General features: G+C 59.7%; 29 protein-coding genes and 1 pseudogene. 14 read left to right on the top strand and 16 right to left on the bottom strand.

Annotated elements, in window-relative coordinates:
- Window positions 1-535: 535 nt before the first annotated feature.
- The 3 genes from L0A91_RS16770 to L0A91_RS16760 all read left to right on the top strand — a co-directional run bounded on the left by L0A91_RS16770 (window position 536) and on the right by L0A91_RS16760 (window position 4,111).
- Entirely contained in the window at window positions 536-961 is a 426-nt protein-coding gene (locus tag L0A91_RS16770; protein ID WP_235246737.1) for an ATP-binding protein, read from the top strand.
- A 288-nt stretch (window positions 962-1,249) separates the two neighbouring features.
- A complete protein-coding gene (locus tag L0A91_RS16765) occupies window positions 1,250-2,167 on the top strand; it encodes a hypothetical protein (RefSeq protein ID WP_235246736.1) in 918 nt (305 codons plus the stop codon).
- A gap of 1,590 nt (window positions 2,168-3,757) precedes the next feature.
- A complete protein-coding gene (locus L0A91_RS16760) occupies window positions 3,758-4,111 on the top strand; it encodes a hypothetical protein (RefSeq protein WP_235246735.1) in 354 nt (117 codons plus the stop codon).
- Here L0A91_RS16760 and L0A91_RS16755 read toward each other — a convergent pair.
- Window positions 4,108-4,770, bottom strand: a complete 663-nt coding sequence (locus L0A91_RS16755) for a PaeR7I family type II restriction endonuclease (protein WP_235246734.1) — start codon at window positions 4,768-4,770, stop codon at window positions 4,108-4,110. The genes L0A91_RS16760 and L0A91_RS16755 overlap by 4 nt on opposite strands.
- Window positions 4,771-4,841: 71 nt before the next feature.
- Window positions 4,842-6,473, bottom strand: a complete 1,632-nt coding sequence (locus L0A91_RS16750) for an Eco57I restriction-modification methylase domain-containing protein (RefSeq protein ID WP_235246733.1) — start codon at window positions 6,471-6,473, stop codon at window positions 4,842-4,844.
- A gap of 33 nt (window positions 6,474-6,506) precedes the next feature.
- Here L0A91_RS16750 and L0A91_RS16745 point away from each other — a divergent pair, with 33 nt between their 5' ends.
- Entirely contained in the window at window positions 6,507-6,746 is a 240-nt protein-coding gene (locus L0A91_RS16745; RefSeq protein ID WP_235246731.1) for a hypothetical protein, read from the top strand.
- Window positions 6,747-6,902: 156 nt separating this feature from the next.
- Here the strand turns inward: L0A91_RS16745 and L0A91_RS16740 are convergent, their stop codons facing one another.
- The 8 genes from L0A91_RS16740 to L0A91_RS17835 all read right to left on the bottom strand — a co-directional run bounded on the left by L0A91_RS16740 (window position 6,903) and on the right by L0A91_RS17835 (window position 12,509).
- Complete coding sequence (locus tag L0A91_RS16740) at window positions 6,903-8,153, bottom strand: toprim domain-containing protein (RefSeq protein WP_235246728.1); 1,251 nt, start codon at window positions 8,151-8,153, stop codon at window positions 6,903-6,905.
- On the bottom strand, window positions 8,057-8,635 hold the full coding sequence (locus tag L0A91_RS16735; protein WP_235246726.1) for a hypothetical protein: 579 nt from the start codon (window positions 8,633-8,635) through the stop codon (window positions 8,057-8,059). The genes L0A91_RS16740 and L0A91_RS16735 overlap by 97 nt, the downstream gene beginning before the upstream one ends.
- Before the next feature lie 349 nt (window positions 8,636-8,984).
- Window positions 8,985-9,707 carry a hypothetical protein gene (locus tag L0A91_RS16730; protein ID WP_235246723.1) on the bottom strand — a complete coding sequence of 241 codons (723 nt, stop codon included), beginning with the start codon at window positions 9,705-9,707 and terminating at the stop codon, window positions 8,985-8,987.
- Window positions 9,658-10,332 (bottom strand): hypothetical protein, encoded by a 675-nt coding sequence (locus L0A91_RS16725; RefSeq protein WP_235246721.1) that lies wholly within the window; start codon window positions 10,330-10,332, stop codon window positions 9,658-9,660. Before L0A91_RS16725 ends, L0A91_RS16730 begins: the two co-directional genes overlap by 50 nt.
- Window positions 10,329-10,775, bottom strand: a complete 447-nt coding sequence (locus tag L0A91_RS16720; protein WP_235246720.1) for an AAA family ATPase — start codon at window positions 10,773-10,775, stop codon at window positions 10,329-10,331. Before L0A91_RS16720 ends, L0A91_RS16725 begins: the two co-directional genes overlap by 4 nt.
- Window positions 10,711-11,385: a hypothetical protein gene (locus L0A91_RS16715; RefSeq protein ID WP_235246719.1), complete on the bottom strand. Its 675-nt coding sequence runs from the start codon at window positions 11,383-11,385 to the stop codon at window positions 10,711-10,713. The genes L0A91_RS16720 and L0A91_RS16715 overlap by 65 nt, the downstream gene beginning before the upstream one ends.
- 19 nt (window positions 11,386-11,404) lie before the next feature.
- On the bottom strand, window positions 11,405-12,037 hold the full coding sequence (gene mobF, locus L0A91_RS17840; RefSeq protein ID WP_260115343.1) for a MobF family relaxase: 633 nt from the start codon (window positions 12,035-12,037) through the stop codon (window positions 11,405-11,407).
- 22 nt (window positions 12,038-12,059) lie between these two features.
- Complete coding sequence (locus L0A91_RS17835) at window positions 12,060-12,509, bottom strand: hypothetical protein (protein WP_397333885.1); 450 nt, start codon at window positions 12,507-12,509, stop codon at window positions 12,060-12,062.
- Between the two features lie 381 nt (window positions 12,510-12,890).
- Between L0A91_RS17835 and L0A91_RS16705 the strand changes: the two genes are divergently transcribed.
- Window positions 12,891-13,244 carry a hypothetical protein gene (locus L0A91_RS16705; RefSeq protein WP_235246718.1) on the top strand — a complete coding sequence of 118 codons (354 nt, stop codon included), beginning with the start codon at window positions 12,891-12,893 and terminating at the stop codon, window positions 13,242-13,244.
- Window positions 13,245-13,855: 611 nt separating this feature from the next.
- Here the strand turns inward: L0A91_RS16705 and L0A91_RS16700 are convergent.
- Window positions 13,856-14,887 carry a hypothetical protein gene (locus L0A91_RS16700; protein ID WP_235246717.1) on the bottom strand — a complete coding sequence of 344 codons (1,032 nt, stop codon included), beginning with the start codon at window positions 14,885-14,887 and terminating at the stop codon, window positions 13,856-13,858.
- 865 nt (window positions 14,888-15,752) lie between these two features.
- Here L0A91_RS16700 and L0A91_RS16695 point away from each other — a divergent pair.
- The 9 genes from L0A91_RS16695 to L0A91_RS16655 all read left to right on the top strand — a co-directional run bounded on the left by L0A91_RS16695 (window position 15,753) and on the right by L0A91_RS16655 (window position 21,949).
- Window positions 15,753-16,112: a hypothetical protein gene (locus tag L0A91_RS16695; RefSeq protein ID WP_235246716.1), complete on the top strand. Its 360-nt coding sequence runs from the start codon at window positions 15,753-15,755 to the stop codon at window positions 16,110-16,112.
- Window positions 16,109-16,762 carry a hypothetical protein gene (locus tag L0A91_RS16690; protein WP_235246715.1) on the top strand — a complete coding sequence of 218 codons (654 nt, stop codon included), beginning with the start codon at window positions 16,109-16,111 and terminating at the stop codon, window positions 16,760-16,762. The genes L0A91_RS16695 and L0A91_RS16690 overlap by 4 nt, the downstream gene beginning before the upstream one ends.
- Complete coding sequence (locus L0A91_RS16685; protein ID WP_235246713.1) at window positions 16,693-17,550, top strand: hypothetical protein; 858 nt, start codon at window positions 16,693-16,695, stop codon at window positions 17,548-17,550. Before L0A91_RS16690 ends, L0A91_RS16685 begins: the two co-directional genes overlap by 70 nt.
- Complete coding sequence (locus L0A91_RS16680) at window positions 17,547-17,876, top strand: hypothetical protein (protein ID WP_235246712.1); 330 nt, start codon at window positions 17,547-17,549, stop codon at window positions 17,874-17,876. The genes L0A91_RS16685 and L0A91_RS16680 overlap by 4 nt, the downstream gene beginning before the upstream one ends.
- Before the next feature lie 215 nt (window positions 17,877-18,091).
- Window positions 18,092-18,400 (top strand): hypothetical protein, encoded by a 309-nt coding sequence (locus L0A91_RS16675; protein ID WP_235246711.1) that lies wholly within the window; start codon window positions 18,092-18,094, stop codon window positions 18,398-18,400.
- Complete coding sequence (locus L0A91_RS16670; protein ID WP_235246710.1) at window positions 18,385-19,143, top strand: hypothetical protein; 759 nt, start codon at window positions 18,385-18,387, stop codon at window positions 19,141-19,143. The genes L0A91_RS16675 and L0A91_RS16670 overlap by 16 nt, the downstream gene beginning before the upstream one ends.
- 413 nt (window positions 19,144-19,556) lie before the next feature.
- Entirely contained in the window at window positions 19,557-19,991 is a 435-nt protein-coding gene (locus tag L0A91_RS16665; protein WP_235246709.1) for a hypothetical protein, read from the top strand.
- Window positions 19,992-20,651: 660 nt separating this feature from the next.
- Window positions 20,652-21,089 (top strand): hypothetical protein, encoded by a 438-nt coding sequence (locus L0A91_RS16660; protein ID WP_235246708.1) that lies wholly within the window; start codon window positions 20,652-20,654, stop codon window positions 21,087-21,089.
- Window positions 21,086-21,949 carry a nucleotidyl transferase AbiEii/AbiGii toxin family protein gene (locus L0A91_RS16655; RefSeq protein WP_235246868.1) on the top strand — a complete coding sequence of 288 codons (864 nt, stop codon included), beginning with the start codon at window positions 21,086-21,088 and terminating at the stop codon, window positions 21,947-21,949. The genes L0A91_RS16660 and L0A91_RS16655 overlap by 4 nt, the downstream gene beginning before the upstream one ends.
- A 352-nt stretch (window positions 21,950-22,301) precedes the next feature.
- Here the strand turns inward: L0A91_RS16655 and L0A91_RS16650 are convergent, their stop codons facing one another.
- From L0A91_RS16650 to L0A91_RS17825, 5 genes and pseudogenes are all read right to left on the bottom strand, one after another.
- Window positions 22,302-22,916, bottom strand: a complete 615-nt coding sequence (locus tag L0A91_RS16650) for a hypothetical protein (RefSeq protein WP_235246867.1) — start codon at window positions 22,914-22,916, stop codon at window positions 22,302-22,304.
- A 21-nt stretch (window positions 22,917-22,937) separates the two neighbouring features.
- Complete coding sequence (locus tag L0A91_RS16645) at window positions 22,938-23,234, bottom strand: hypothetical protein (protein WP_235246866.1); 297 nt, start codon at window positions 23,232-23,234, stop codon at window positions 22,938-22,940.
- Between the two features lie 910 nt (window positions 23,235-24,144).
- On the bottom strand, window positions 24,145-24,876 hold the full coding sequence (locus L0A91_RS16640; protein ID WP_260115352.1) for an ABC transporter ATP-binding protein: 732 nt from the start codon (window positions 24,874-24,876) through the stop codon (window positions 24,145-24,147).
- Window positions 24,877-24,950: 74 nt separating this feature from the next.
- Window positions 24,951-25,409: an ISAs1 family transposase gene (locus L0A91_RS17830; protein ID WP_397333889.1), complete on the bottom strand. Its 459-nt coding sequence runs from the start codon at window positions 25,407-25,409 to the stop codon at window positions 24,951-24,953.
- Window positions 25,410-25,471: 62 nt separating this feature from the next.
- Window positions 25,472-26,032, bottom strand: a pseudogene (locus L0A91_RS17825) (ISAs1 family transposase); the annotation flags it as partial.
- Between the last annotated feature and the right edge of the window lie 593 nt (window positions 26,033-26,625).

Below are 26,625 nucleotides of genomic sequence, written 5' to 3'. Positions count from 1 at the left end.
CCAGATCGACCCGGCTGGCTCTTGACTTGTACGCCCTGACCAGGGCAAAGAACAAGGCGCGTGGTCAGGTAAGGAGGCGGGGCGGGTTACGCCCGGACAATTCGGACACTATTCGCAGCGCCAGCGACGTGGTGGATTCGCTGCGCGATACGTTGCCGAGCAGCGACTACCAGACACTCAAAGATTCCCTGGCCTCTGTCGCCGATGAGGTCACAGCTCAGCGAAAAGAAGCGAAGGCCTACGCATCGCTTCTCGGTGCCCTGGCTACGGCAGGGATGACGTCGCTGGCCTACGAGCATGAGGTATCCAAACAGCGCAGGGGCATCGAAGCTGTCGCTCGCAAACTGGGGGTTCTCGCACGCAATACCCTGAGGACCTTCGCAAGACTCTCTTGGAGCAGGCAGCCAGTCTGTCCCGTTGGACCGAGCGCTCCGACCGGATCAGTGAACTATTCAGTCCACTCACGCACGAAGAGAGCCGGACGGGGATCCAGTCTTACCGAGCCGCGAGTGTCGTGGACCAAGTTGTGCAGACGATGTCGGTCATTGGACGAGGCACGACCGTAGATAGCGATAACCTACCGACAGAATTGATGTTGCCGCCGGGCTCGTTTGCGGCTTGGTCAGCCATCTTCCAGAACCTGCTGACCAATGCTTTCCGGGCAACAGCGGAGGTACATCCCGGGCGGGTAACGATCGACGGGGGCGCCGGGCCCAGTAAGGGGTGGATTCGTTTCCAAGACAACGGGAGCGGCATGAACTTGGAGATCGCCGAAGAGTTGTTTCTGCCGTTCGAACGCGCAGCCGAATCCTCCGAGAAGGCCGAGGCGCTCGGTCTGGGCGGAAGCGGTCTGGGATTGACCATCGTCAGGATGATTACCGATGAACTCAGATGTGTAGTCGCATTCGAGACACCCGATCTGGGTTGGGCCACCGCGGCCACAATCACATGGAAGGTTTGAGATGGAAGCAGCATTCAGGGTAGTTATATGTGACGACGATGATGAGCGCGCAGTTGACTGGTCGGATCGAGTGTCGAATCAGTTACCTGAAGCCGATGTCGCACCTCTCAATTCTGTGGCTTTCGCCAAGGCCGTGCGGGACCTGAAAGCACGGATGGTTGCCTCAGAGTCTCAGACACCGGTAGATGACAACGATGAAGCCGGCGTTCTCGATCGCGCTGACATCCTCGTCCTGGATTCCGACCTCCTCCGTACAGAGACGTAGCAGACAGCCAACCTATCGACCCGTTGGTCGTCACCCACCTCGCGTCACAACTCGGAGTCGAAGTAGCCCACCTCGCTCGCGCCTATAGCCAAGTAGGGGCAATCGTGGTCGTCAACCAGGCAGCTAAACGCAGCACTTTCGACTTGACCCTCACCAAGACCAATACGTATGTCGCCGATGCGTACATAACTGACGACGAGTTCGATAACCCAGGTCTTTGGGACCCGGCCAAAACGACCGGATATCGGCCCTGGTCTTGGCCCGATCTCTGCAACCTTCCCGCTCGTATCGCCGAAGCTGTCGACACGTGGGATCTCAGTCACCCCGTTTGCGCCGCACTTGGGCTGGAACACTTGCAAGAAGACTGGCTCCTAGGCCAGATCGAGTCTCTCGACATGGTCGAAGGCCAGGAGCTTGCAAACATGACGTTCGAGGACGTCGCGTTGTCTCCGGGATTTGGTCTTGGTTTGCGTCCGAAGGAAGTGGCTCCAGACGCGACACGGCTTCGCGTGGCTGTGTGCGGCGTGCGCCGGTGGTTAGAACGCGTAGTCGTACCCGCACAGAACGTCCTCATAGATCTCCCGCACCTGCAACAGCGCAACCCCTGGTTGCTGAATGGTGATCGGCAGGAAATCGATGCGTGGAACAGGGTGGTCGGTCGCTGGGCACCCGATGAACCTCCGGTCCTCCCTGAAGCGTTTAACCGGTCGGCTTCACAACTCTTGGGGCGTAATGTTTGGAACGTGCGTCAAGTTCCGCCTAGACCCGCGGGTGAACGAGTGCAACCCAGCGACCCGGTCTTCTGCGAAGACACATCTTTGTTCGTCCCGATGGATAGCGCTCGTGGCTTTTTGAGCAACGTCGAGGGCAGCCAGGCACGCCGATACGTATCTAAAGTTAACGGCGTGACCTATTCGCCGCCGACACGGCTGATGCGTTGACGGACCAGCACCCCCTAGGGCCTGAAGACTTGAGGTTGATGTGGCGGGTACTTAGCCTATGGGTGGGTCGGTCCTCCCGACAGTTCGACAGTTCGATGCTCCAGGCACTTGTCGACGACTTCCGCCCCATCTCCGAGAGCGACCTAGACCTCACGATGCCGAAGCAAAAGTTGCCTTTGCGCCTGTGGGATCACGGATGGCTCGTTGGTAATCCCTTACCAAGAATCAAACCAGACGTCGTGCCGGTGGCCACGCTCTCACTGGGCGAGATGGTCTCAGACCACGTAAGCTCAGCCGCCTTCAGAGTGGCTTTCCTGGGCGAACGAAAAAATGATGCGAGCGTTCACAGCGAGGGTTGGAGGTTCGAGACTGCGGAGGTAGAACTTAACAAGAACAACAATTCGGAGGGCCCGCCAGCTCATCCCTATTTTCATGCGCAGGCGATTATCGGTTGGACTCGAGAAAATTCTTGTCTCTTGCACCCACCACACTCAGAGGCTGAAGAGTGTGACGGCACAGACGGGGCGCTGGATAATAATGTCCATCTGGAACGTATCAGAGCTAAGTCGGCCACTCTGGTTCAGCACCCCGCATTCCCTGTCGCCGCACAGACATTGACCGGACTTGCTGCCACCATGATTGCCACCATCTACGGTGCGCAACCTACATCTTCATTGCTGTCCGAGGACACTGGGTTAGCCAGGTCCGCCGGTCTCATCCACGAAGACCTGGAGCGTCTAGGCGTCTTCGCTTGAACATACTCCCGTACGGGTGTGCGACCAGCGAAAGAACTATGCTCACGAAATAAGCACGCACCTTGGTGCGACACCTCGGACCCGCTTTAGATCGCTCAGCATTCGTCCCAGTAAGTGCCACTACCTAACGTATTTCGATGGCAGCGTCCCTTCTACCCTCAGCGCGACCATAACGACAGCCATGTGTGCGACACCGGCTTCGTCTCGCTGGCCAAGACGTACTTCCACACGTCAAATCGTCACAGCTCGGCTATTCCTTAAACAAGTATCCTGATCAAAGAGTGTCAAGATGCGCAGAAGACAGCCCGCCTCGTCGCAGCACACCTGCCCAGGTTCGGTGCTCTCGACGGACGGACTCCTGCAATGTGCAGCTTGCTGTGTGGCGCGTTGGGGGAGGGTGTCCGCTGGCTTGGCGTGCTATCGAAGGCGTCGGCACGCACGAGTTCACTACCGCCAAAGCAATCGGAGCATCCTCGCTGCGGTGCAGGCATGGTCTGCTGCACGGATTGGTGACAACTGTTCCAGTGATCGTGAGGTCGCTGGGTGAAAGGATGTCACTACGTCGAAGCCGTATCCGAAAGAGTTTCGTGACGATGTTGTGAAGGTCGCGTTGTCGCGTGACCCTGGTGTGTCGTTGGGTCAGATCGCTGCTGATTCCGGGATCGCAAAATCAGTGCTGTCGCGGTGATTGCAGCAAGCCGAAGACGCCACCCTGCGCCCGTTGGGGGTGGCAAGGAGATGGCGGGTTGAAGCGCCGTAACCGGTTGCTGGAGCAAGAGAACGAAGTGCTGCGCCGAGCGGCGGCCTACCTGTCACAGGCTAATCTGCCGGGGAAATGATCTACCCGCTCGTCCGTGAGTTAGCCGTTGACGGGATTCCTGTGACGGTGACGTGTCGGGTTCTTGGCATCGCCCGCCAACCGCATTACCGGTGGTTGGCTCACCCGGTGACAGAGGCTGAGTTGGTGTGGGCGTATCGAGCGAACACGTTGTTTGATGCCCACCGCGATGACCCGGAGTTCGGGCATCGGATCCTGGCCGATGAAGCCCGTGCCCAGGGCCAGGAGATGGCTGAGCGGACGGCGTGCTTGGCCAGGCTGAAGGGAGTTCTACGTGGATTCGCTATCGCGGAAGAAATTGTCAGGCAGGATCTTCATGTAGGTGAGTCGTCCGGCGATGGCGGCCTCTAGGTTGGCAAAGGAGAGATCGGGCTTGGGCTCATCGAATACCCTTGTCCGATCTCGGTCGCGGCCACTACGGCGGCGTCGTACTTGCCTTCTCGGACAAGTCGTTGAAACAGGATGCGGTATCTGTCGAGGTATCCGGTGTCGTTGAACGCGGGGTCTGCGGGAAAGAGGGTCGCCCCATTCTTCATGGTTCGGGTGGAAGCATTTGTCTTCTCTAGAACCATAACGAAACCTAGCCAAGGTCGGACTGGACCGAACATTTCCTCTTCATGGCCGCGCCAAATATCGATGGAGTTCCCGATGGACTCTTCTGTTCGGTTGTTGAAGTTGTTGCCGAATGACCCCTGTTGGGATTTGAATTCGATAGCTGCGACTAGGGCGCCACGGTAGAGAACGACCAGGTCCCAGTCTTTTGAGCGTCGGTAGTATCCTGGCAGAGTATTTTTCTTTCCATGTAACACGACGAGCTCTGAACCAATGTCGGGGTCGTTGGAAAATAGGGCAGCTGTTGCTTGCTCTAGGGGCTTCAGATGCTGACCTCCAGTGACGGCCCCGCGGTTACCTGCATCGACTTTGCCGGATTCGATCTGTCTTTGCGTTTGCAGATCTCGGCCAGTCCAGAAGGCGCGGACAGCCTCATTCCATCGTTCATGCGTTGCCATCTGTCGCCCTTCTCGTGGCGTGCCTGTTGGCACGGGAAATGCTGTGCTGGTCAGGGTAGAAGAAGCTCCACTCAGAGCACACCGACTGGTAGTCCGTAAGCCTCTTCCGCTGCGCGGGTGGCCGCGTCCCGGTCGGACGCGCGATGCGCATCACGCAGCCGGTTAGCCACCGCCTCGGGTATGTCCTGTGGTGCCGGTACGCGGATCTTGCGCAAATACTGAGATTGGAAACGGAGCGTCCCACCTCTCATCCTCACTCCGTATGCCTCGATGAATGCTTGGGCGATTCTTGACAGCATCAAACCACCCAGGACTTCGAGGTCCCATTCCGTCGACACGATGTAGTAAAGGTTGTGGTGGGGGTAATAGCCACCCGGCTCGAACACGGGTGTGATTTGAGCCTTCATGTCCTGAAAGAGCAGTTTCGGTCGGTGGGCAAGCCCCGGTGACACCTTGTCGATGGTCCGGTACCAGGCCGCAGGTTTCTTCTTGGCCACGTACCGGTTGACCACGTTGGGGTGGCTGGCAAGGGCAAGCTTCAACCGGGGGTATGCACTGAGATCGACTAGGTTGCCTTGCTCATTCCATGGGTTGATCAGTACTTTTTGAGGCGTCTGCAGCTGCCCAGATCGGATGTCGTCAGCCATCACTAGTGGTAGGAGTCGGTCTGGTTCCACATCTGCTGTTGGGGCGACAACGTAGGCCTTATCTGCCCCGGTGGCGACGCCGATCCCAATTTTCGTTGTGCCGCCAGTCTCTTCTAGCTTGGGGAAGTTCTCCTGGAGAAATTCCAGGAGGAGCAACCGTTCGGGGGTTCCTGTTGGCCAGAACCCAGTGCCGCTGAACCAGGAATCCAGCCTTGCGCCACTCCATCCCACGCCGGATGCCTCGTTGTCAGTGGAACGAACAAAATGGGTCGCTTCTCTTGCACCAAGTTCGGTGAAAGTTGCTGTGGCATCGAGCACCGCGACTTCACTTTGCGGGTGGTTCCCTAGGATAGTGATGGCGGGGTAGGCGGAGACCTCGGTGGCGAAAGCATCGACATCATGCATCTGCCAGAGCGATTCGACAGCGTAATTGGTGGTGATGAAGTCCCGCAGGTTCGCGCCGTATGCGTTGCGCATCCACCGGTCTGCGCAGATATAGCCCAGCTTGCCGTCTGGTTTCAGCATCCCTAGAGCACGCTCGAAAAATCCCACGTAGACATCGGCCCGGCCACGCATCGTCGCCCAGCGGTCTCGGTATGCCGTCCCCAAATCGCGGGCAAGATCATCCGAGCGGATGTAGGGCGGGTTCCCCACCACGAAATTTGCAGGGGTATCGACATCGTCGAGGAGAAAGTCTGCTTGAGATATCCACGTGGTGGCGAGTGTCGCTGCCGTCTGCAGGTCGGCCCCGTTGGCGACTAACCTGTCGCGCACCACCGTTTGGGAGGACTGAACGTGCTTCGCTTGCAGGTCATAGCCGCGAATCACACCACTCAGGCTGGCAAAAGCAACTCCGTGTTCCAGCGCCGACGCTGACAGCCGGTCGACAGTCGGGCCGAGGAAAGCACCGTCGCCAACGGATGGCTCGACGAGGACCATCCCAGATAGGTCCGTGTCCACGGTGTAGCCGACGAGATCGAGGATTGCTTCGACAACCCAGCGTTTAGTGAATATCTCGCCGTGCGCGACGAGGTCGGTCGGCAACTCGATGGTCATGACTCCGATAGTTCCATGACACGGTGACAAACGTTGCTGTTGTTCGTTCAGCAGGTGGGCTTGCTCACCTGGGTGACCGCGCGTAGAACAGCCACCCATGTGCCGCGCATCTATCTAGATCAGGAAGTCGAGGATCCGATTGATCACCTCATCCCCCTGATGTCTCAGCAGGAATCTTCCGATTCAGACAAGGCCGAATCCGACTTTCTCGAAGACGCGTGCTCTACGGTGTCGCGTTCGGTGCTTGCCGACCTGGGGCTCAGAATTGTTTGATCTCACAAGCCTTACGTGGAGTTAGAGCGCGCCATACAGGTTCGGCGGTAGTGATTCCTGTCACAGTAGGCCATCGATGAGGTGCGTCTAGGTCGGTAAGGCAGGTGAACTCCCTTGCGTTGAACTCCAAACGGAGGTTGACCAACCCAGTGACTACTACCGGGTGGGTCCTGAGCCAATGTCCTTGGGCGGTGTGAGGCGGTCATGGCTGAACCTCGGTGACAGGTCCGTTGGGATTCCTCTTCGTGGTGGGTTCCCGCAGGGCTGATACGTGCGAGAAGCCTGGGCCGCCAGTCGGTAGCGCATCTCCCGGGCCGGTGTGTGACCCAAGTGCGGGTTATCGGCGATGGAATCGTCTAAGAGGCGTGGAACGTCATGCCCCTCTTGATGTAGTTGGTTGATGAGGTTTGCCAGTGCTGGCCAGTCCGCGGCCGAGGTGAGTCGAGCGTCGATGCGGGTGGCGGTTCCTGCCCACCGTTGCTCTGGAGGTAGGTCCGCTTGGGCTTCGAGGCGCTGACGTAAATCTGGGGAGCAACTGATTTGGTCTCTGACGACCTGTCGTGGGTCGGTGTTCCACTCCTTAACTGCGGCCAGGAGGGCTGTTCTGGCTTGGGTATCAGAGACTTCGAAGCGCGTGGCCATGGCCACCGCAGCTTCTCCCCATAGTGTGGGGTCACCGCTTGCCGCGACGGTGGCTGCGCTTGCGAGTCCTGTTTCGGCCGGCATGTTGTCGAGTCGTTCACGCAGCAGTACTTGTGAAGAGGCAACGGGGTTTTCCAGGGCGTCAAGGAGGGCATCGGGGCCGCCTCGTTCGAGAAGGTCTGATGGGTCTGAGCCCGCGGCAAGGATGGCTCGCGACGGGAGGATCGCGTGTTGGGCGAGTAGCCAGTGGTCCTTTTCGGCTGCGACGTGCCCTGCGAGGTCCGCGTCGGTGGCGATGATGGGTGCTTGTGGGTAGGCGGCTAGTTGCGAGGCTTGGGATTCGGTCAAAGCTGTGCCTAGTGGAGCGACACCCACATAGCGACCGGCTGTTGCCAGGGTGATGGCGTGGGCATCCATCGGTCCTTCAACAAGAACTGGTGTGGCGTCGCCACGGGAGAGGTCGGGGAGGGCACCATACAACTGATTTCCCTTGGTGAAGAGGGCGGTACTTGGGGTGTTGAGGTACTTCGGCCCAGCGTGAGGCGTCTCGTCCGTGTGGGCCGGGTTTCGGCGCCCAACGAAACCTAGGATGCGGTCTTGGTGAATGATCGGGAACACGGCACGATCGCGGAATCGGTCGATTAAGGTCCCGCGTCGCGTCATGGTGGCTAGTCCGGATTCGAGGAGTTCGGTATCCGTGGCGCCTTGGCCCCGGGCGTGGTTGACGAGGTTGTCCCAACCCGCGGGGGCGTAGCCGGGGCGCACGGAGGGTGGTCAGCAACGTCGAGCCCGAACCGTTCGTGCAGGTACGTCCTTGGCCAGCCACCCTGAGTGAACTGGTTTTCGTAGTAAGACAAGGCGAGGGCGTTGACTTCGGCCAGCCGAGAGTTTGGTGTCTCGACGGATTCCCATTCTTGGCCTTGGGTGACCATCCGTTCGATCTCTTCGTCGCTGGGTTCTAACGCTGTGGCGGTATCGCGGATGATGGCTTGCCAGGCCAGCGCGGCTTCGACATCCTCGTGGTGTTCAGCCTGCTCGGGCTGCTGCTCGAGCAGTGGAGTAGCCAAGTCGTTGTCGTTGAGGTCGGGCATGTCCATCATGTCCCTCCATTCCGCCTCTGTGGGGGCATGGCTAGGGGCGTCGTCCTCACCGTCCCAGAGGTCTTCAGGCGGCTCGTCGATGCCTGGGGTGACTGTGTCGATGTCGTCTATCGGCGTGTCAGTGAGCAGCGTGATTTTCCAGACCATGGCCTGGGCCGCATCGACTCCAGAGTGTGGGGTGGGGCTGTTCCCAGAAGGTCCTCGACCGACCATCCGCGTTGGTGGGCGTGGTCCAGCGTCGTGACCAAAGCCCCCCACATGGGGCTCTGTTGAGCCGTGGCGGCGCGCTCAGCCCCCAGGTACTCGCTGAAGGACTGTGCCCAGCCCGACCCACCTTCCAGCGGGTCACTCGCTACTGGTGGGCCCATGCGTGAACTCAGCCGCCACCACAAAGCCCCAGCCGCGTGATCATCGGGCAAGGGACCGGTCGCTGCAGCATTGTGCAGGAGCGATGCGCTGTTGATGCCCGAGCGGGAGGTGTTAGCCAGGCGTTCGGCTAACACCAAGGTGAAGGGTCGCTGTCGATGGAGGGGAGAGCTTGCAGAGCAAGTGTCCCCACTCCTGGAGGGCTGGCGCTCGGTTGCCACTGACTTGGCGCCGCAGTTGCTTTGGTGGTGAGCAGGGGCTTTAGCGAGGCTGCGCGGTCCGGTAGGGCGCATATCGTCGCTGGCAACGCTGCGTGCCGCTCGCCACACAGCAACATCGGCAAGTGTTTTTGTGTTGGGTAGAGCACCACCTTGACGTGCCCACTCAGGTACCTCTCCTGTTCTGAGCGCTGGCGAACCTGACTGCTGAGGTGCACCACCTGGTCATTGCGCGCTTGTAGATAGGTGCCCCAGGTGTCATCCGTTAGAAGGGCACCAGGAATGGCAGGCACCCAGGGCAGTGGGCCGTGCCCCGCATTGCGCAAGCCGGTGTCATCGAGTCGCCAATCCAGTACGGCTGCGGGATCATCAGCGGACCCCAGCTCTCGTTGATGGGCAGCACTACGCAAAGCACCTAGCGGGTCAACACCATTGGCGTTTAGGAGAGCCAAGTGTGCACGCAGCGTGGGCCAAGCGGGGGCACTCGTAATTCTTGGCACGACTTGGTCAGCCAGCGCGTCAATGGTGTGAGTGTCGGGGGCCCACAGGGATTCGGCTGCCTCGTAGAGAGAGTCAACGTAGCGATCAGTTGCGGGACCCAGCAGGTGGGCAGGGTCCGCTTCGTCTCGCAACACCGTTGAAGCAGAAGCAGGGGCACCATCTCGGCCAAGACACCTTCGAGTACGTCGACGGCGGTGAGGGGTGAACACCTTCTGGCCGCACCACGTTGTGGGGATCGCCATCACCGACGACCTCCAGGTAAACATGGTTGGCGTACCGACCACGGGTCATCATGGTGTAGAACTGCTGTCGAGTTTCTTGACCGGTCGCCAGTCCGTGCATGGCATCGACCGAGACGCCTTGTGCGCTGTGAACCGTGGTGGCGTATCCAAGTTCGGTCGCTGTAGCGACGTAATCCGCGGGCAGGTTGATGATGCGCCCATTTTGGGTGTGTTGAGCCCGAATGCTGCCGTCGCCCGGCACGTCCAGGACAGTCCACCGGTCGCCGTTTTTCACCCAGTCGGTGGGACTGGTTCGCAATGCGCGGTCGTTCTTCCTGGTGATGATGAGGTCCCCCACAGAGGCAACATCACTGCCGGCCAAGGGCTGAACGTGCGTGGGTTCATCGCCACCTTCTAGACGGTGCAAGCGCGCCCGGAGGTTCAAATCAGCAACTAGTTCACGAGTGGGAGCGAGCATGATCACGTCGAGTCCTCGACTGCGGTCCGTGCTCCATGCCGCGAAGACGTCGTCGGTCATGGTGGCGAGATCTCCAACATGGCAGCGTTGGTTGTCGAGGTAGAACCCCAGGGCCTCAGGCTTTCCTCGCGCAACGCAAGAGAAGCTGACCCTTCAGCGGGATCAGAAAACCGCATGAGCTCGCTGAGGTGCAGCGCGCCGGTGGTGGCCACGATGTCGCGCAAAACTCCACCGGCCCCGATAGCAGCAAGTTGCTGATCGTCACCGATCAGACGGACATTCCCACCTTGGCTAGTGACGTATCGGACGGCAGCATCAAGCGAGAGAGTGTCGGCCATGCCCGCTTCATCAATGATGACCAGGGTGTCTGGACCTATATCGCGTGCCCAGGACGGCAGGCCCCCGTGCTCCAGGGACCAGGTGAGTTTCGCGAGAGTGTCAGTCTCGGTCTGGGTCTGTTCGCGCAGGGCCGCTGCGGCTGCGGCTGAGGGTGCCAGGCCCAATACTTGGCCCCCGAGGCTTCCCAAGCCCGAGCAAGGGAGCGCATTGCTGTTGTTTTCCTGACCCAGCGGGCGCGATCGCTAACTGCAGCAGAGCCCCCGACGTTGCCATGCCGCGCACCAGCGCGACTTGGCCGGCGTTCAGTTCAATCCCGTTAGCCGCAGACTCCAGCAGCGCGATATCAACGTCAGCAAAGGAAACTGACCTGCCCCCGCCCTGTGCTGCAGTGACGCGCAAGTTTTCCTCTGCCTGTAGGACGGCCGCGGACGTGTATCGCGTCGATCCAGCAACGCTATACACGCTGGCGCCATCACGGCTTCGGCGTTGCACGTCGGGAACGGGCATGGACTCCTCAGGCGCAGCTAACTTCACTGACGCGGCGGTGAGAGCCTCGGTGGTCAAATGGTCCACGACGTGCTCGACCTCAGTGGGTGACAGGGGTAGGCCTCGTACGCGACGTTGGGCTTCTGCTCGCAAGTGCCACACCTGCCATGTTGAGCGTGATTCTTGAACCCGCTTCACCATGGATAAGGCCGTCGTATTGACCCACTCGGCGGTGACCTTGGTGGGACCACTGAGGCTTCGGTGGCCATTGAGTGTCTCTGCGACCATGCTTTTCAGCGCGTCGTCACTACCGAGGGAGTCCACGGCTTGGGCATGCCAGGCTTGCCGTTGTTCGGCCAGAGACCGGGGCTCGTGTTTGGCGTCCCTCGTCTCGAAGCGTTGCTTGCTGCGCTAACTGAATTGACTCGATGGGTGTTGGGGGGCGGCCATGCGTCTTTTGGAAAATGACGGCCAGTTCACTGCGCCGCACCTCGATAGAGGTTCGACGCGATGACCACGCCTTATTGAGGTCTGGGTCAACACCGACAATTTCTCGGATGGGGCGTTTACGTGGGTCGGTGTTGGTCCGCTCGGTGAACGCTATGCCCATCGAACGCAGGTGTGTTTCGAGGGCCGTGTTGTAGGTCTCTGAGGCTGTCACGGTCGCTTTATGCAGAACTCGACTATCAATCGAGAGCCAGCGCCCGTCCAAGGTCTGTACCTTGTTGGCGACGGCGACGTGGGTATGGAGGTCTGGGTCACCAGCACGTGAGTCACGGTGAGTGAACGAGGCTGCGACGAGGCCCCTGACCTCGACTTGTCGGATGCCATTGGTCCCAGTTCGGGTGTACAGAGCATGTTTCTCGACGAAGGCGAGAGCGTCCCGGACGGCGCTTTGGTGGGCGCGCTCAATCTGCACTGAAACAGCAGGGTCGGCCACGGCCCACAGGTGGAAACGGATTTCACGGGGAGAAGGTCAGGTCGAAGCCAGCGACGGCTGTGGTGCGGGGACGTGAGTTTTTGGCGATCGTGGCGGCGATCTCTCGTGCGTCGGCAGGCTCGCGGCCGAACTCGTTAACGAACAGGATCGTTGCGATCTCGGTACGCATCCGCGCCCTTTCTGAGACCGAAATGGCGTAGTCACCCGGTAGCCCCCGAGCCTCGTTGTACTCCTCAAAGGCACGAGCGACTAAGACCCTGAACTCGCTGACGTCTTCGGCTGCGTTGTACACCTTGTAGGGCCGACCTAGTTGACCGACGTCAGCCAAATCTTGAGCGGAGAGACCAGCCAACTGCCCGTCGGGGTAGTCGCCCTGGTTGGGGGCCAGCGGGTGCAGGCCAGCCCCAAACAGCCGGGCCATCTGCTCAGCGGTGACCTCATCGCCCTGGTCTAGCCCCTCGATGCCGGCCACTCCTGAGCCAATCCATTGACCCGGGGTTTCCCCTTTCGCCGTGTAGTAACCGGCCAAACCTGAGGGCCCGTCTCCGTTGCGTCCTGACGAGCCACCTGCCGAGTCAAGTAGTCATACCCCGACCCGGCAGTGAGCCGATGGATCGTCATGGTCATACCTATAAGAGGCCAGCACGAGTGGCTTCGCGGGTCACGAAACATCACTGAGGTCTCCGGCAATGCCAGAGGTGTGTGTCTCTTGGTTCGTGGTGTTTCGATCTGGGGGCGTTGAGGTTCTGGTCGGCGATGTGGTGACTCAGATCTGCTGCGGTGATCTTGAGCGATGGCGCACGGGGCCTTAGAAGGTGACAGGTGTGGTGAAGGTTGCTGAGAGGAGAGTGCGGTGTCGAATCAGACTGTTCGTCAGGTAGCTCGTCGTACGGCCAGAGAAGTGCAGAAGCGGGTGTTGGAGGAGCGGACGGCGCGTGAGAAGCGGTTGCAGGCGTTGGGTATGCAAGTCTGTGTGGAGTTGGCAGAACGCGACGAGGCCGTGTTGTTGCGGGAACGACGTGCGGGTGAGGCGCTGCGACAAATGACCAAGGGCGAAGGAATGTCGTTGGCTGAAGCCGCTTTATGGTCTGGCGAGATCAGCTTGCGCGAAGCCGGCCGGCTCCGTGCTCTCGCAGGGGACACCCGCTCAAGTGAGGCTCAGGTCGAGGCAGCAGCGGAACCTGTTGAGATCGCTAACCAGGATTAAGATCGAGGCCAAGCATGGGTGTGCACCATCGTGAGGATCATGCTTCTAGTCAGGTAGTGGCGTCGGCCGTGAAAGACCCCGCCGTGCGTGCACGGTGGGGAGCGAAGATCGTCACTCTCCCCGGAGACGAATGCTGGTGGTGGACCGGTGCGATCAGCGGGGGCGGTCATGGAAGATTCTGGATCTGTGAGCGACGAGTAATCGTCGCTCACCGCTTCGCGTACGCGATCGTCCATGGTGCCGACGCTCTAGCCGAGGTTGATGTTCTGGGGCACCGCTGCGACAACCCTCTGTGCCAACGGGTAGGCGAAGGGCACATCATCGCCTCCTCGTATCTAGAGAACAGGCGCGAGTGGGCCGCTCGACGAAACCTGATCGGGTCACCACTTGCCGACCAGCGAGGCGCCAGAGTTCGAGCACAGTACCTGCGGGACCTTGCCAAAGATGACCCACAAGCGTTGTCAGACCATCTTGGTTCTCTGCGGGCACGGTATGGGCAACAAATGCCGCTCTGGCCGTGAACTATTTGATCTTGGTGTTAGGGCAGCGGGGCGTGCTTCTGTGGCTAGTCCCGCTGCTAGAGACTGGCCGTCGCTTTCGGGTGCGAGGTGTTAACCAGTTCTCTTGCCGAGTCTGCGCAGCCAACTCCGGGGGTTCTGCCAGGAGTCGATGGCGTCGTTGAAACGCCGCACTCTGGCTAGGATCGTGCAGGTTTCCCACAAGTCTTCTTCGAAGTCATGGAGTGCTTGCTTCAGCAGGTGTTCAAGGTTCAGGGCCGTGGGGTCTTCGTCAGAGTCGTTTTGCGGGTTCGGGTTTTGCCCTAGATGTGATCTAGCGAAGCCGTCGACGAGGCGCTTACCTCGTTGTTCAAGGCGGGTACGACTCATGCACTGTGTGATGTGGTTTTCTTTTGTGCTGTTGAACACTGAGTTTCTCGGTGGTCTCCTTACGTCCCATAGCAGTTCCCGTGATTGTCGGGGGGCCTGACCACGCACAACGTGGAAGTCTGTTGTGTCCCGAAGGATTATTCCTAGTTCTCGAAACGATGTGCGGACGGTGGCTGATGGATCCCAGGGGTGCTTGTTCGGTAACCCGACAACGCGGCCACTTTGGTAATTGCTTTGGTAATTGCGCAATGGCTCATCCTTTTCCCAATCAATCCCACGGCGCCCACCCAGCGCGAAGGGGGAGAGCGGTTGGCGAAATCGGTGTTTTACCTGGATGACCCTGTCGCGATCGACGGTGTAGTCACCGTCGGTCGCGTGTTCGACAGCGCTACTCATGATGTCAGGATTCACGGCGATGAGTTCGCTGGCTACGTCGTTGATGGCGCCCGGCAGGGAGTTAGCCACGTTCCGCATCTTACTGAGGGCTGCTTCTGCGTGCCTGGCCTGTTCCCGTTGGTGGTCGTTGCGTCCTCGAGTTCGTGGCGTCAGACCGTGATCAAGAGCAAAGGCGGCCGCGGCGACAGTGACGGCTAGGACGGCTAGACCCGTCGGTGTAGCCAATTGGGCTATCACGCCTTGACCGTTCTGCAGCGCAGCGTCGGATGCAGGCCTGAGGGCCAGCCAGACCGACCCGATGAACAGGTAGGCACCGAGGGGCTGGCGCACCCACACAATGATCCAGCGAACGATAGACATCACGCTACTGGGCACAGCTAGGACGAAACGTGTTGCTGCTTTACCCACGGAGTGAGTGGTGTTTGTCGTTGGACGCTTTCGGGTTTCGGCGGGATAACCATAGCGAACACCTGTCAGCCTGCGAAGTTGAGATATCACCGATGCGGTTGCTACATAGCGTTCAGCGCCACGCTGTATGACGACCAGGTCTTTCCCCTTAACGGACCATCGAAAGATTGATTCGAGCAGGCCGTCGAGTTGCCACAGAACGGGGAACATCACGAACATCCTCACCGCGAGGCCTAAGAATGCCGCAATAGAGGACAGTGCGAAGAGGGTGAGGAACCCCTCAAGCCCTGTGCCTAAAGGCTGCTCTGTTTCCCTTTCAAGCCAGTGGACTAGCCACGAAAGAGGAGAAAATAGCCAGTCGAGCCAAGTCTCGTAGTGCCCCATCGCTGCCAAGCCCCTTCTGACCTCTCGCGGCGGTTCAGTCACCGGCGTACCGCGACAATTGTCGTTGTCACGTGTCTGCCCACTACTGGATGAGTATCCACCACGGTGATCGGACCTAAGTCTGTTGGGGTTCAGGCGGTGAACACAGCCATGATGTCTGGCCCGTGGGCGGCTCGGTATGTAGTGGTGTACGTCAGGTTCAGGAAAAGCCTTGAGGGAACGGAGGGGTGTTGGCATTGCGCTGGCTGCGCGTGACCCTGTTGAGCGCGTTCTCTGGCCTCGGGTAAGTACAGGCGTACTTACCCACGGGCTTCCGTTCGTGGAGTGTTTCCCCACAGGTCTGGCCGACGTGAATGTGTCACGACGGGCTGGGCTCCAGTGGAGGGTTCAGCACGTGCGCAGAGGTGCGCACCAGAAAGACGGGATGGAAGAAATGTCGGTTACAAGTCAGGTTTCTCCAGGCGTTCAAGCCCTGGAGCGGATGGTCCAACTGTTTGATCAGGCCCTGCAGCAGGCGTTGGATGCTCTTGTTGAGGCTCCAGTCTTACAGGGCGACCTGGTGGCGGATGACCTGGCGATGGATGCCCGCATACTTCGCGATGAGGGCCTTAGTCTCTTGCCCGCTGGTTTCGTGCTCAACGCACCGTTACTGGTCGAGTCGTCGGAAGTATCAGCTCTGGTGCTGTTGCAACGTGCTGAGTCCGTGTCGCGGGAGCTGTCGATCAGTCAGTTCCCTGAGGGCATGTCTGCCTTGATCGTGAGGTTGGTTGATGCACTCAGGGACCGGTCATGAGCCCGCGTGATGAGCGGAGCGTGGGGGAGGTTCTGTTGGAGGCCGAGCAACTCGCGCGCAGACTGCTTGAAGATGCTCCGGATCGCGACGGGCGAGCTATGGCGCGAACGTGGGGTGAGTCCGTAGAGACTGCTGCGGACTTCTGGTCGGCGATCGCGCCGCAACGTCAGGAGGCTGGGGGTGGCATCGTGAAGGAACAAGATGGTTTGTTGGGACAACTAGCCCAGTCTGCGCGAGGGCTGCAGACAGCGGGAAGAGTGTCGCCGGGGGAGGGGATTCGTTTTGATGACGAGATGACGTCGATTGCCGAGAACTTGGCGAGGGCGACGGAGTTGGTGAGTAAGTATCCGCAGCCACTGCGGCCTTCGCGTGCACAACAGGCAGACGCGCAGGCTGCTCGGACCCAGATTGTTCATACGCTTTACGTGTCAGCGCACGCAACGACTGTGGCGTTGGCGAGCAACATGAGGGATCACCAGGAAGCACATAGTGGCCGTGAGTACACGGATAGCGGGTATGGCGTCGCCCATTTGGTTGATGTTCAGCAGCGGGTGGCTGCCGCTGAGACTATGGCGGGCACGTGGCTGCAGGGCCGGTGGCCACGAGATTTACCGGGGTGCACCGACCTTCAGTTGATCCGCAACGGTTAGCGATGGCTTTAAGCGGGTGGGACATTCAAGCCAACCGGGCTCTTGTCTCTTCACCTTCCGCCGCGACCTTGAGTTTTATCTGTCAACAAGAGGCGTCGTTGCGATCAACGGCACGAGTCGTGCTGGGTGCTTCAGCTGTCACTGGGCACAGCGACAGCTTACAGTTCGAGGCCTATGCCAGGCCTGCCTTGGAGGGCTCGCAACTTGGTTGGGCTCGCCAAGCGCGGGATTGGTCGCTGATGAGTCCGCGCCGCAGCACCGCTTTACCACCGGAGCCTCTCCAGGCTGCGGCTCTGGAGTTGAGGGCGGCAACCCGAGAAATTACCCACAACGATGGAACGATGGCCACTCCTGATGTCGTGGCTTCACGCCTGGATGTGGGCAAAGCAGCCTTGAATGTTCAGAGCCATCTGGCTAGTTCGGTGGGCATTGCCCACGCGGTTCGGCAGGCTGGCCAGGATCCCGATCTAGCTGTGTTCTCTCAAGGTGCTAAGCAGGTCATGCAGCGAGAGGGCTTAGTCTCTCAGCAGTCGCTGCTTGTCGCCAACGTCCTTCAAAGCAACAAAACGATCCGGATGCCCGGTGAGTTGAGGGTGTTGATGGATTCGCAGGGTTCGAGAACGTTGGACTTGTCTAAGCACGCGCACAGCACGACCGCGAGATTGTTGACGTCGACGACCTCGCCGCCAACAGAAACCTCTGGAGCAAAGAAGCCGGCTGTGACCGCCCACGAACGATTGATGAGTTTGAGTCGCTCCAAGTCTGTGACGTCTGGTCCGTCGCGATGATCACAGCGCGATCCGGCTCCGACACGCCCGCGACTTCCCTAGGTGGCGATAGCAATAGCGATAGTGTCAGTGACATGGCTGCTGACCGGAGTATTGATCGCCGCCGCCCCAGGGGCGCGGCAAAGGGCTTTGTTCCTATTTACGCAAAGGTTGACCCCGAGCTCAAGGCACAACTTGATCGCTCGGCGGAAGAATGTGGTGTGAGCCTTGCTGAGTTCATGCAGGCATTCATCAATGCTCAGTTAGACCTGGGGCCTGACGGTGTTCCTACGTGGTGGGATCAGCCCATACCCGGCCAAGAGGAGTTGAACCTCCGCGCCTCATAGACCTTGATCTGGGCAGTGCCCCAGACATGACTAAGGCCCCTGCGCCAACAGGAGCCTTCAGTCGAAGTAGAAAACCGGTTACGACCCGGTTCCCGATGTGAATCCCTGGGGAAGGAGGCTTTGTGCTACCCAGATTAACACCTGGGCGCCAAATCGGTGCAGGAAACGCCGATAAAAACGCCCGAGATGGCGATTTTTGGCATCTGACTGCGGCGATGAGCCCGCGGGCAAAGGTGCGGATCGCTGCTGTTGACGCCTATGGGCACGTACTTAATGAGTACCGGCCAGGTGCCGATCACAGCGTCGATGGGGACATCCCGCAGCGCCCGTGGGCGGTGCACCTAACTGATACGGACCGCCAGTTCCGACTCATCGGGTTCGACTTCGACGCCAAAACTGAGGGATCGGCACCTGCATCTGCCCGAGATGCCCAGACCCTGGCCGGGTTCCTCAGTGAGGTTGGCTTACCAGCGGTCATCTGCGAATCGGGTCCCTCGGGGGCCGGCACGTGTGGCTGGCACTGACCGAGGGTGTCGAAGCAGACCTGGTGGCCACGCTCGCCCGATTGGCTCGTGCCCTGTGCCCTAGCCTCGACATAGCACCCTTGACTAACCCTGTTACTGGCTGCCTGCGCCCGCCGGGGTCACCGCACCGTTCCGGTGGGGTCTCGACCGTCCTGAGTGGTGATACCTCGACCTTGGCTAACCCGACAGGGACCCGAGCCCAGGTCAAAGACCTCGTTGCCAGGTTGGCGCTACTCGTGGGCGATGTTGAACCTTCCCATTCACTGGATGCGCGTACTCCGATCCCTGTCGATGAGCATGGCCAGCTGCATTTGCCTGGCCCACGGCGTGACCTGTCAGCGATCAGTGCGGCCGCCCTTGATGAGGATGCTGCCTCTGGTGATGCGTCCGCCGTGTTATGGCGGGTCCTGATGGGCGCGGCCGCGGCGAAGTGGCGTTACGCCGAGGTCGCAGCCCTCGTCGACACCAAACCCGGACTAGAGCACATCCGGACCTACCGCGAACGTAGCCAACGTAAACGTCGCAGTCGCGAAGACGCTCAGCGGCTGCTGAGACGCCAATGGGACAAAGCAGTCACCTATGTGGCGACGAACCAACGCGAAGGTGGTCAGGACCCCACCTTCGATATCCGGGCGTATGAGATCGCCACTCACGTTCGGGCGGTGCAGGCCAAGGCTGATGCTGCCGGGGGCGTTGGGCCACGGGGGCTGGGCCTGGTCATCGTCGAGTTCTCGATGTGCTGAGCATCCTCGCGCTGCAGGCCCTCGACGTCACCGTGGAAGCTGACATCCGACGCCTGGCTCTTCTGGCTGGCATCGGTCGTGAGACAGCCCGTACGGCGTTGTGGGCACTGGCCGCAGACGGTTGGGTGACACGGGTGGTACCAGCTGATGGGCCCCATGGTGCAACGTGGTGCGTCAGGCCCGGAGTTGTTATCCACAGTGCTACCGATACAGATCGGTCACAAGTGGACCCACGCCCCGCTGTTGGTAGTGGCACTGCTGAACGATCCATCCTCCTCACTGATCTCACCTCCAGAACTGTCGCTTCCTCCCATGATGTCTTCAGTTGTGCTCCTGCTCTTGGGGTTTTTGCTGGGAATGTCTTTGCCCGGTTGGGTACTGAAACGACTGATCTGGGGATGGTTTGTCGGTTGGTGGGAGCCACGAAGGAGCAGGCTTTGTTTGTGCTTGACCGGTTAGTCGTGGCGGGCATTGTGTTGAGGTCTAAGGCTGGTTGGCGTCGCCCAAGACAAGACCGGCGCCGCAAGGTGTCACGCCAACTAGGCGTCGATGGCCGGCTAGCAGTCAGAGCAAAGACGTACCACCTCGAGCGGCAGTTGTGGGGCTGGTGGCTTTCCGAAGAAGCTTGGATGAAAGCACCGCGGCGGTTAAGCGTGCGCTCACGCCCAGGACCGGGACAACTAGGCCTACTGCCGGACATTGGCACGAACGTCTACGGCGCACACCCCCGCACTGCGGCTGGGCGTGCCGACTACCGACAAGCCAGGGTACTCCTAGAGTCTCTTGCCGCTCCTGACGATATTTCTGCGACGCCAGTACAGGAAGCGTCCGCTCAAAACGCTTCCTGATGAACATCAACAGAAGCGCTCAGGCTCAGTGTCGCCAAATCTCAGCTTCTAAGCCCTACAGTCCGTGCTGTCCACAGGCTTTCCAGCAGCAACAACCTCAACGCTGCTAACCTCACTGCTTGGGCGAAGGTGGGGATCCCCTCCTCTAATAACCCTCGCCCAATCGGCTAGTCGAGCGCGGGTGGCTTTCCCAGCCACTAATCGTGCTCCTTGCCGCGTGGTGCCCACCGACCCCCCCTCGGTGGGCACCACACACCCAACTACCCCAAGACGCAACTCAGAATCAACACCAGACGCGGTGCAGCGTCGTGCCATGTCGTATCACTTTGACCGGGAGGGACATCTCCAGTAATGCAGTTACTCGTATCGAAATACTGTACAGTTAGTGCAGTTATTCGTATCGAGACACGGAGGTAGGGTTCTGTGAGTGCCGAAACTCTTCCACGCGATCGGAAGGGTGCGGCTGAGGCCAAAGACAGGATCCTGTCCTCGTCGTCAAGGTTTTGGCAACCCAAGGATTTCTTGCTGAAAGGCTCAACAACTCACCATCTGCTCTCGCGTCTGGTCGATGAAGGTGAGTTGCGTCGTGTCAGACGAGGCTTGTATTGGCGCGGACGTCGGACACCCTTGGGCATGTCGCCGCCACCACCTGAGAGGCTCGTGGCTGAATTGGTTCCCGGGCTTGGTGTTGGCCCCGCTGGCTTTGCTGCAGCAAACCTACTGAGGTTGTCGACCCAAATCCCTAGGAAGCAGGATTTTGCCGTCCCTATGCGGGCGCCGACTGATCTGGGTTCCCTTCACTTCGTGTCGAGGAATAGCCGGACCGGTCGAGTGAAAGCTGGGTTGAGGCCACGTGAAGTGGCACTCCTGGAGGTGTTGTCGCGGTGGGAGGATGTGGTTGAGGAGCCATCGCCAGCCGCAGAGAAGATACTCCAGCATTTGCTGAGGACAGGCACCCTGGACGCCAAGCGACTGGCTGCGGCATCAGTGACTGAGCCAGAAGACGTGAAGACCCGGTTAGCCGAGTTGTTGACTACGGCCGATCGGCCTGACTTGGCCGATCTAGTTGCGCGACCCCAGGAACTGGTTGCCTCGTGACTCATCTTTGGCGCGAAGCTGAGCCCGAGGAGTTCGCAGCAACAATCTTGGCGGCAGCAGAGCAACTTGGGGTAATTCCACTCGCTGTTGAGAAGGACTATTGGGTTTGTGAGGTACTGCGCGGAATCTCGAAAGAGCACCCAGGAGAAGTCATCTTCAAAGGTGGAACAAGCCTAGAGAAACTTCGAATCATAGAGCGCTTCTCTGAAGATCTCGACCTGCTCCTCGTGGACCCAGACAGTGTGTCCAGGGCCCCCAGGCGGGCCATGAAACAGATCATGACGGACGCAGGCTCCTTCATTGACGCAAAGATCACTGATGCACAATCCGGAGGGGAACCGGGCGCCTACCATCGCAAGGGGTATTTAGAACCACCTCTTGACCATTCTGAGGCTCCATCTGAAGGTATTGCTGATCCGGCTAGTGTTCTCCTAGAAATGGGACAGTCTGGAGGAAGCGACCCTAGCGACCAGCGCCAGATTAGCTCGCTCATGGGCCGACAGTTGCTATTGGCTGGCTTCGATGTCGACGCTTGGGACGATCTGCAGAGCTTTGATTTTCTGGTCCTGCACCCTGGCCGTACGTTGATAGAGAAGCTTCTTCGAGTCAATAACTTTGCCACCCCACATGAAGTCCCCATCCATGGGTTGCCACGGATCGGGCGTCAGTTCTATGACATCTACCAGCTTCTCAAAACAGGTGAAGTCCGGAAGCTCCTCGAGGACAAAGAGGAGTTTGGAGCGATCCTCAAGAGCTGCTATCAAGTGTCAGCAGCCTTTAACGGTGATGCGAAGCCTCCTAAGGGGGATTCGCTAGATGTGCAGCGTTCAACCCAGAGTCAGGCCTCGCCCAGGAACTAGCTCATCGGCATGACACTGCTATGAAAGAGCTGTACTACGGCAGCGAGGCAGCGCCCACCTTTGACGAGATTCTCGATCAGATTCGCCAGGACTCAGCGTTGCTCAACGTCGACTGAGGCCCTAGAAAACGGAGCGTTCCCTGCTATCTGCAAGGGCCCATCCAGAGCGCCGATAATCAATATTATGTAATGTTGCCTGTTCAGGGTCTCTATGCGGGCGATTAGACGGCGGTTCAGACCAGTCAGCCTAGCGAGCGGGGAAGCGACGATGGCGTTACCTATGTTCCAGTTGATGCGTTTTCGGGACACCAGTTGTAGCAACGCTGTGCACCGCCTGGTGGGAGGCAGTGGTTCTACGCCAGGTTGCCCTGATGGTGGAACGCAAGCCTAGCTGGCACGTAGAACGACGCAACAGAAGTCAGGACCAGGACTGCGGCTAGGGCCCAGGCAAACTCTGGTAACGCTTCTGGTTGGAAGAGGCGAATATATTCTGTGTGGTCGAGTCGAGGACCATAGACGCTGGCCGTGAGTAGCCAGAGGGTGGCTGCGCTGGCTCCCAGCTCGTAGTTGGTGATGTTCCCGACAATCGCTGTAGCGCTACACAGCAGGAGAGCGTGCCTGACTATCGTGGCAGTTTCGATGCCAAACAGTAGCGCTGCCAGACCGAGCACAGCGCAGACGAGGGCCAGCATCGCGAGGAAGAGGCCGCTGTCCCAGACGGCGAGTTGTCGTGGAGCACATGCCTCAAAGTAGGCGTGTCGCGCGCTGAACGAATAGGCCAGGGCTACCGCAAGCAACAGCACGGGGATGGCGCTAAGCGGCAGTGAGCCAGCTCCGCCGCCGAAGATCCCTGGGACTTCGAGGACTCGCTGTTGCGACATCGCGCAGAGCGCTGCGAAAGCCAGGGTGGCTGCAACGAAGAGCGTCAAGCGTCTTACTTTGAGGTAGGTTTCAGCCGCTTGGATCATCTACCACGCATTCTTGCTCAACTAAAGATTGGGCTGCTTGGATAGCGCCGACTTGTTCATCACCCGGGATTCAGCAAATTTTTGCAAATCAGATAGCTCGCTACCTGAGACGCCCGCCTGGACCAGGCTACTTAGCGGCAGGCCTCCCAATAGCGCATACTTTCTGGCTAACTTTTCAGTCGCCGGTGTTTCCGACTCAGTAAAACAGGTGTCTGCTTCCGGCACCAGGCCACGAGCGATAGATTGCCGTAAAGCAACATCGCTAAACCTCACATTAGCCACGAACATGACCGGGGCTTCGTTGGCTTTTTCCGACATATGGCTAATGGGTTGTAGACCGACCCTTCCAAACCCGCGTTGAACTCTAGCCCTGTTTCGAGGGCTTCGCCGATTCGGTTTACGTTTTCGGGCCATACACATACTGTGAGGCCCTCCTGAGTGCGACAGACAGTGCTTTCGCCGCGTGCCTGGACTCCATTAACGTTGAGGTTGCTATCTGAAGCATGTGCTGCCGCGGTGGCGACTCCTGCGGAACCCAACATCAGAGTAACAACGGCAACCAAGAGGGTGGGCCTGCGCCAACGGGTCCGGTTGAGGCTGGAGATGAGGATCATCGCCCCGACAATCAGCATGACTGAGAAAGTGATCGATCCCCAGAAGGCTCCGTCAGAGGGCTGAGATGTCGAGGCGCAGCACATATCAAACGTCGAATTGATATTACGCAGGGCGACGCTCAGAGTTCCCCGTGGAAGGGCAATCCAGCCAAAACACACCACCGCTGCAACCGGGGCTGCAAGCACCCGCGGCAGGGAAATCGCGGCGAGCACTCCGAGCCAAGCGCAGCCACATACAGACAAAAAGACTGCGGCCATCATGAGCAGGCCAAGGGAACTCGTGGGGACAGCCCTGGTTACGCTCACCACGGCCAAGCACACCATAAGTGGGCCGCCGAGGAGAAGAGGCCACAACGTCAAGGCGACAGAGGTCAACATTCCCTTGCGTGGGCGTTGATACTGCAGATACTCACACAAGGGCCGCGCCCGTAGAGCGCAGATCGCTGCCAGAACCGGACCAGCCAGGATTGACCCTCCCAAGCTCCGGGCTATCTCGGCTAGGTCATACCCCACGTCTACGTAGGCCCGCTCCATAACCGCGACGTAGACAGAGACGGCAAAGATTAGCGGCAGGGCCCAGACCGCTCCAGACCATCTGATCGCCACCCAAACGCTCAATGCAGACCTCCGGAAACGACATGGGTGAAGACGCTGGCCAGGCTCGATGATTCAGCATCGGGCCCCAACGCTCGAAACTCATCCAGCGTGCCGTCGAAGCGGATGGAGCCATCCAGAATGACCACGACTCGGTCGAAAAGCCCATCAATATCAGCGACCAAGTGCGTCGAAATCAGGAGCCCAACCTCGCTGCTCAGTTCAGTAAGCATCTCCCGGAAATTAGCCGACTGAGCTGGGTCAAGGCCCGCAGTCGGTTCATCTAACAGGAGGAAGGATGCGGGCGACATTAGCGCCTGCCCCAAGGCTAGACGCCGCATCTGCCCCCCCGACAAGGAGGCAGCAGCTTCATGACGCTTGTCGGCCAGCCGGACACGACGAAGGATATCCGCAGCCTTAGACTGAGAGTCCTTCCTCGACAACCGGCACAACCAACCTGCATACTCCATCTGGTCGTGCACCGAAAGGCCCCTCAGCGCCCGAGCATCTTGTGGCATCCAGGAGACCCCAGAGCGCAAAGCCTTGTTACTCGTGACTCCGCCCACCGAAACACTGCCTGAGCTCGGCTTCTCATACCCACATAACAGTTTCAGCAGAGTTGACTTTCCGGCGCCGTTCGGTCCCAACAACAGCACCCGCGACCCTTTAGGTAGCGTAAATTCTACTTCTTTCAGAACCTGACGGCGCTTGATTCCCCTGTATTTGAACGACACAGACTTTGTTTGCAGCATTCTACTAGTGTACTCAGGTGACATCACTAAGAAACCCCATAGGGAAGAAGGCAGGGCCGAGGAAAAGTCGGGTTTCAGCAGGTGAGGAGCCATGTCACGGTTTCGGGTGGTTGGCGGGCGTGGTGTCGGAGGGCGGCGGCGATGTTGCTCCAGCCTGCGAGGCGTAGGAGTCCGATCGCGGTGTTCCGTAGGGAGGCCATGACGTGAGGGGCGTGGGCGGTGCGGACCTGGGACCGGTCTTCGTCGTAGGTCACGTCGCGGACCCAGTGCAGCTTGTTCTCGATGCTCCAGTGGCCCTGGGTCCAGGCAGCGAGGACTGCGGGCGCTGCGCTGGTGTGGGGCAGGGAGGTGATGAGGTAGACGACCTCGACGCTCTTCTTCCCGTGCCGGGTGACGGTGCGGCGGAGCTGGGCGATCTGGGCCGCTTGGGCGAAGCCGATCCAGGCGGGGGCGTCGGTGACCTTGATGGTGCGGGTGACGCGTCGGCCGTGGCCGCGTTCGGTGCTCTGCGAACCACGCGGATCTTGCTCCAGGGCAGCTGCTTGAGTGCCTTGAGGAGGTTGGGCTGGTTGCCCTTGACGGTGAAGATGTAGTCCGCCCCAGCGGTGAGGATGGCGTCCGCGGTGTCGGTCTGGGTATGCAGAGCGTCCACCGTCACCACGCAGCCGTGCAGGTCAGCAGGGTCGAACCCGGCCAGGAGCTCCCTGAGGGCGGGGATCTCGTTGGACTTGGCGGTCACCGCAACCTGCCCCAGGACGACGCCGGTCCCGTGGTCGAGCGCGGCCACCAGGTGGGGCATGGCCCCGTTGGCCTCGCGCCTGTCGCGGGCTCCTCGCACGCTCTTGCCGTCGATCGCGATCACGCGTCGCCCCTGGATCACCTCCACCCGTGCCCATGCATAGGCAGCGAGCTGGAGGTCCAGCGCTGCTGCGTCGATGCGGGCGAAGAGCTTGCGCAGGGTCGAGGCCTCCGGTGCCCGGTCAAGTCCGAGTCCGCCCAGCGACTCCGCAGGCAGCGCACCGGCCCACTCGCCGATCGCGACGAACGACTTCGCGCCCGCCAGGACGGCGCTGACCGCGACGGCGAGCAGCCCTGCCAGCGGGTAACGCCTTCCTCGTCGGGCGCGGGGATCAGGCACGCGGGCGAGCGTGGACATGAGGTCATCGGCGCGTTCGAGTCTGCTCGCGCCGACAGTCGGGGAAGATGGCATCGACGGATGTGGCCCTCGGTCTGGAGTCGTTGTGTAGGAACTCCAATCCCAGCCCACAGGCCACATCCGTCACACACGCCACGCCGGTCACGACCCCAACGTTCTCCCAGGTCACAGCACCTGCCAGGCGACCTTTCCCAGGCCCTGGGGAAGAAGGTCAGCCTCACTGCCGTATTGCTAGTACCAAGCCCTGAAAGCACCGTTCACGTTTGACCCACTTCTTACGCTCCAGTGGTAGTTATCGCCAAACGATGCCTGAGTGTAGTAAATGGAGTCTCCTCCGCCGTAACAGTTGGCCTTGTATTCACTGGTATTTACGGTTACGTCCGGACCATACCTCTCGCGGCGAATGTTCACGGAGAAGTCTTTGTTGCAGCTGTTGAAGTACACGCGATTAGAACTTGAGTCGCTGGCGGCGTCGTACCAGGTTCTGGACCGACTGTCAGTATAAAAACTACTAAACGATCCTGAGAAATTCCCTTCAGCCAGTGCCGGAGCGACTAAACCGAAACCCAACAGAGACCCTGCCAAAACTCCAA

Origin of the sequence: Ornithinimicrobium sp. INDO-MA30-4, assembly GCF_021535045.1 — a bacterium.
Taxonomy (GTDB): domain Bacteria; phylum Actinomycetota; class Actinomycetes; order Actinomycetales; family Dermatophilaceae; genus Ornithinicoccus.
Note: the sequence above shows the minus strand (reverse complement) of the source record. Positions and strands in the feature narration are given on the sequence as shown.

Bases quoted from the DNA above. Each gene is read 5' to 3' on its own strand.
- L0A91_RS16755 (WP_235246734.1), bottom strand. From the start codon at position 4,770: ATGGCAACGCATGAACGATGGAATGAGGCTGTCCGCGCCTTCTGGACT.
- L0A91_RS16700 (WP_235246717.1), bottom strand. From the start codon at position 14,887: ATGTCTATCGTTCGCTGGATCATTGTGTGGGTGCGCCAGCCCCTCGGT.
- L0A91_RS16680 (WP_235246712.1), top strand. From the start codon at position 17,547: ATGATCACAGCGCGATCCGGCTCCGACACGCCCGCGACTTCCCTAGGT.
- L0A91_RS16645 (WP_235246866.1), bottom strand. From the start codon at position 23,234: ATGTCGGAAAAAGCCAACGAAGCCCCGGTCATGTTCGTGGCTAATGTG.
- L0A91_RS16690 (WP_235246715.1), top strand. From the start codon at position 16,109: ATGAGCCCGCGTGATGAGCGGAGCGTGGGGGAGGTTCTGTTGGAGGCC.
- L0A91_RS16750 (WP_235246733.1), bottom strand. From the start codon at position 6,473: ATGACCATCGAGTTGCCGACCGACCTCGTCGCGCACGGCGAGATATTC.
- L0A91_RS16760 (WP_235246735.1), top strand. From the start codon at position 3,758: ATGATCTACCCGCTCGTCCGTGAGTTAGCCGTTGACGGGATTCCTGTG.
- L0A91_RS16735 (WP_235246726.1), bottom strand. From the start codon at position 8,635: ATGGTCTGGAAAATCACGCTGCTCACTGACACGCCGATAGACGACATC.
- L0A91_RS16650 (WP_235246867.1), bottom strand. From the start codon at position 22,916: ATGATCCAAGCGGCTGAAACCTACCTCAAAGTAAGACGCTTGACGCTC.
- L0A91_RS16675 (WP_235246711.1), top strand. From the start codon at position 18,092: ATGAGCCCGCGGGCAAAGGTGCGGATCGCTGCTGTTGACGCCTATGGG.
- L0A91_RS16640 (WP_260115352.1), bottom strand. From the start codon at position 24,876: ATGCTGCAAACAAAGTCTGTGTCGTTCAAATACAGGGGAATCAAGCGC.
- L0A91_RS16725 (WP_235246721.1), bottom strand. From the start codon at position 10,332: ATGACCGACGACGTCTTCGCGGCATGGAGCACGGACCGCAGTCGAGGA.
- L0A91_RS16695 (WP_235246716.1), top strand. From the start codon at position 15,753: ATGTCGGTTACAAGTCAGGTTTCTCCAGGCGTTCAAGCCCTGGAGCGG.
- L0A91_RS16770 (WP_235246737.1), top strand. From the start codon at position 536: ATGTCGGTCATTGGACGAGGCACGACCGTAGATAGCGATAACCTACCG.
- L0A91_RS16715 (WP_235246719.1), bottom strand. From the start codon at position 11,385: ATGGTCGCAGAGACACTCAATGGCCACCGAAGCCTCAGTGGTCCCACC.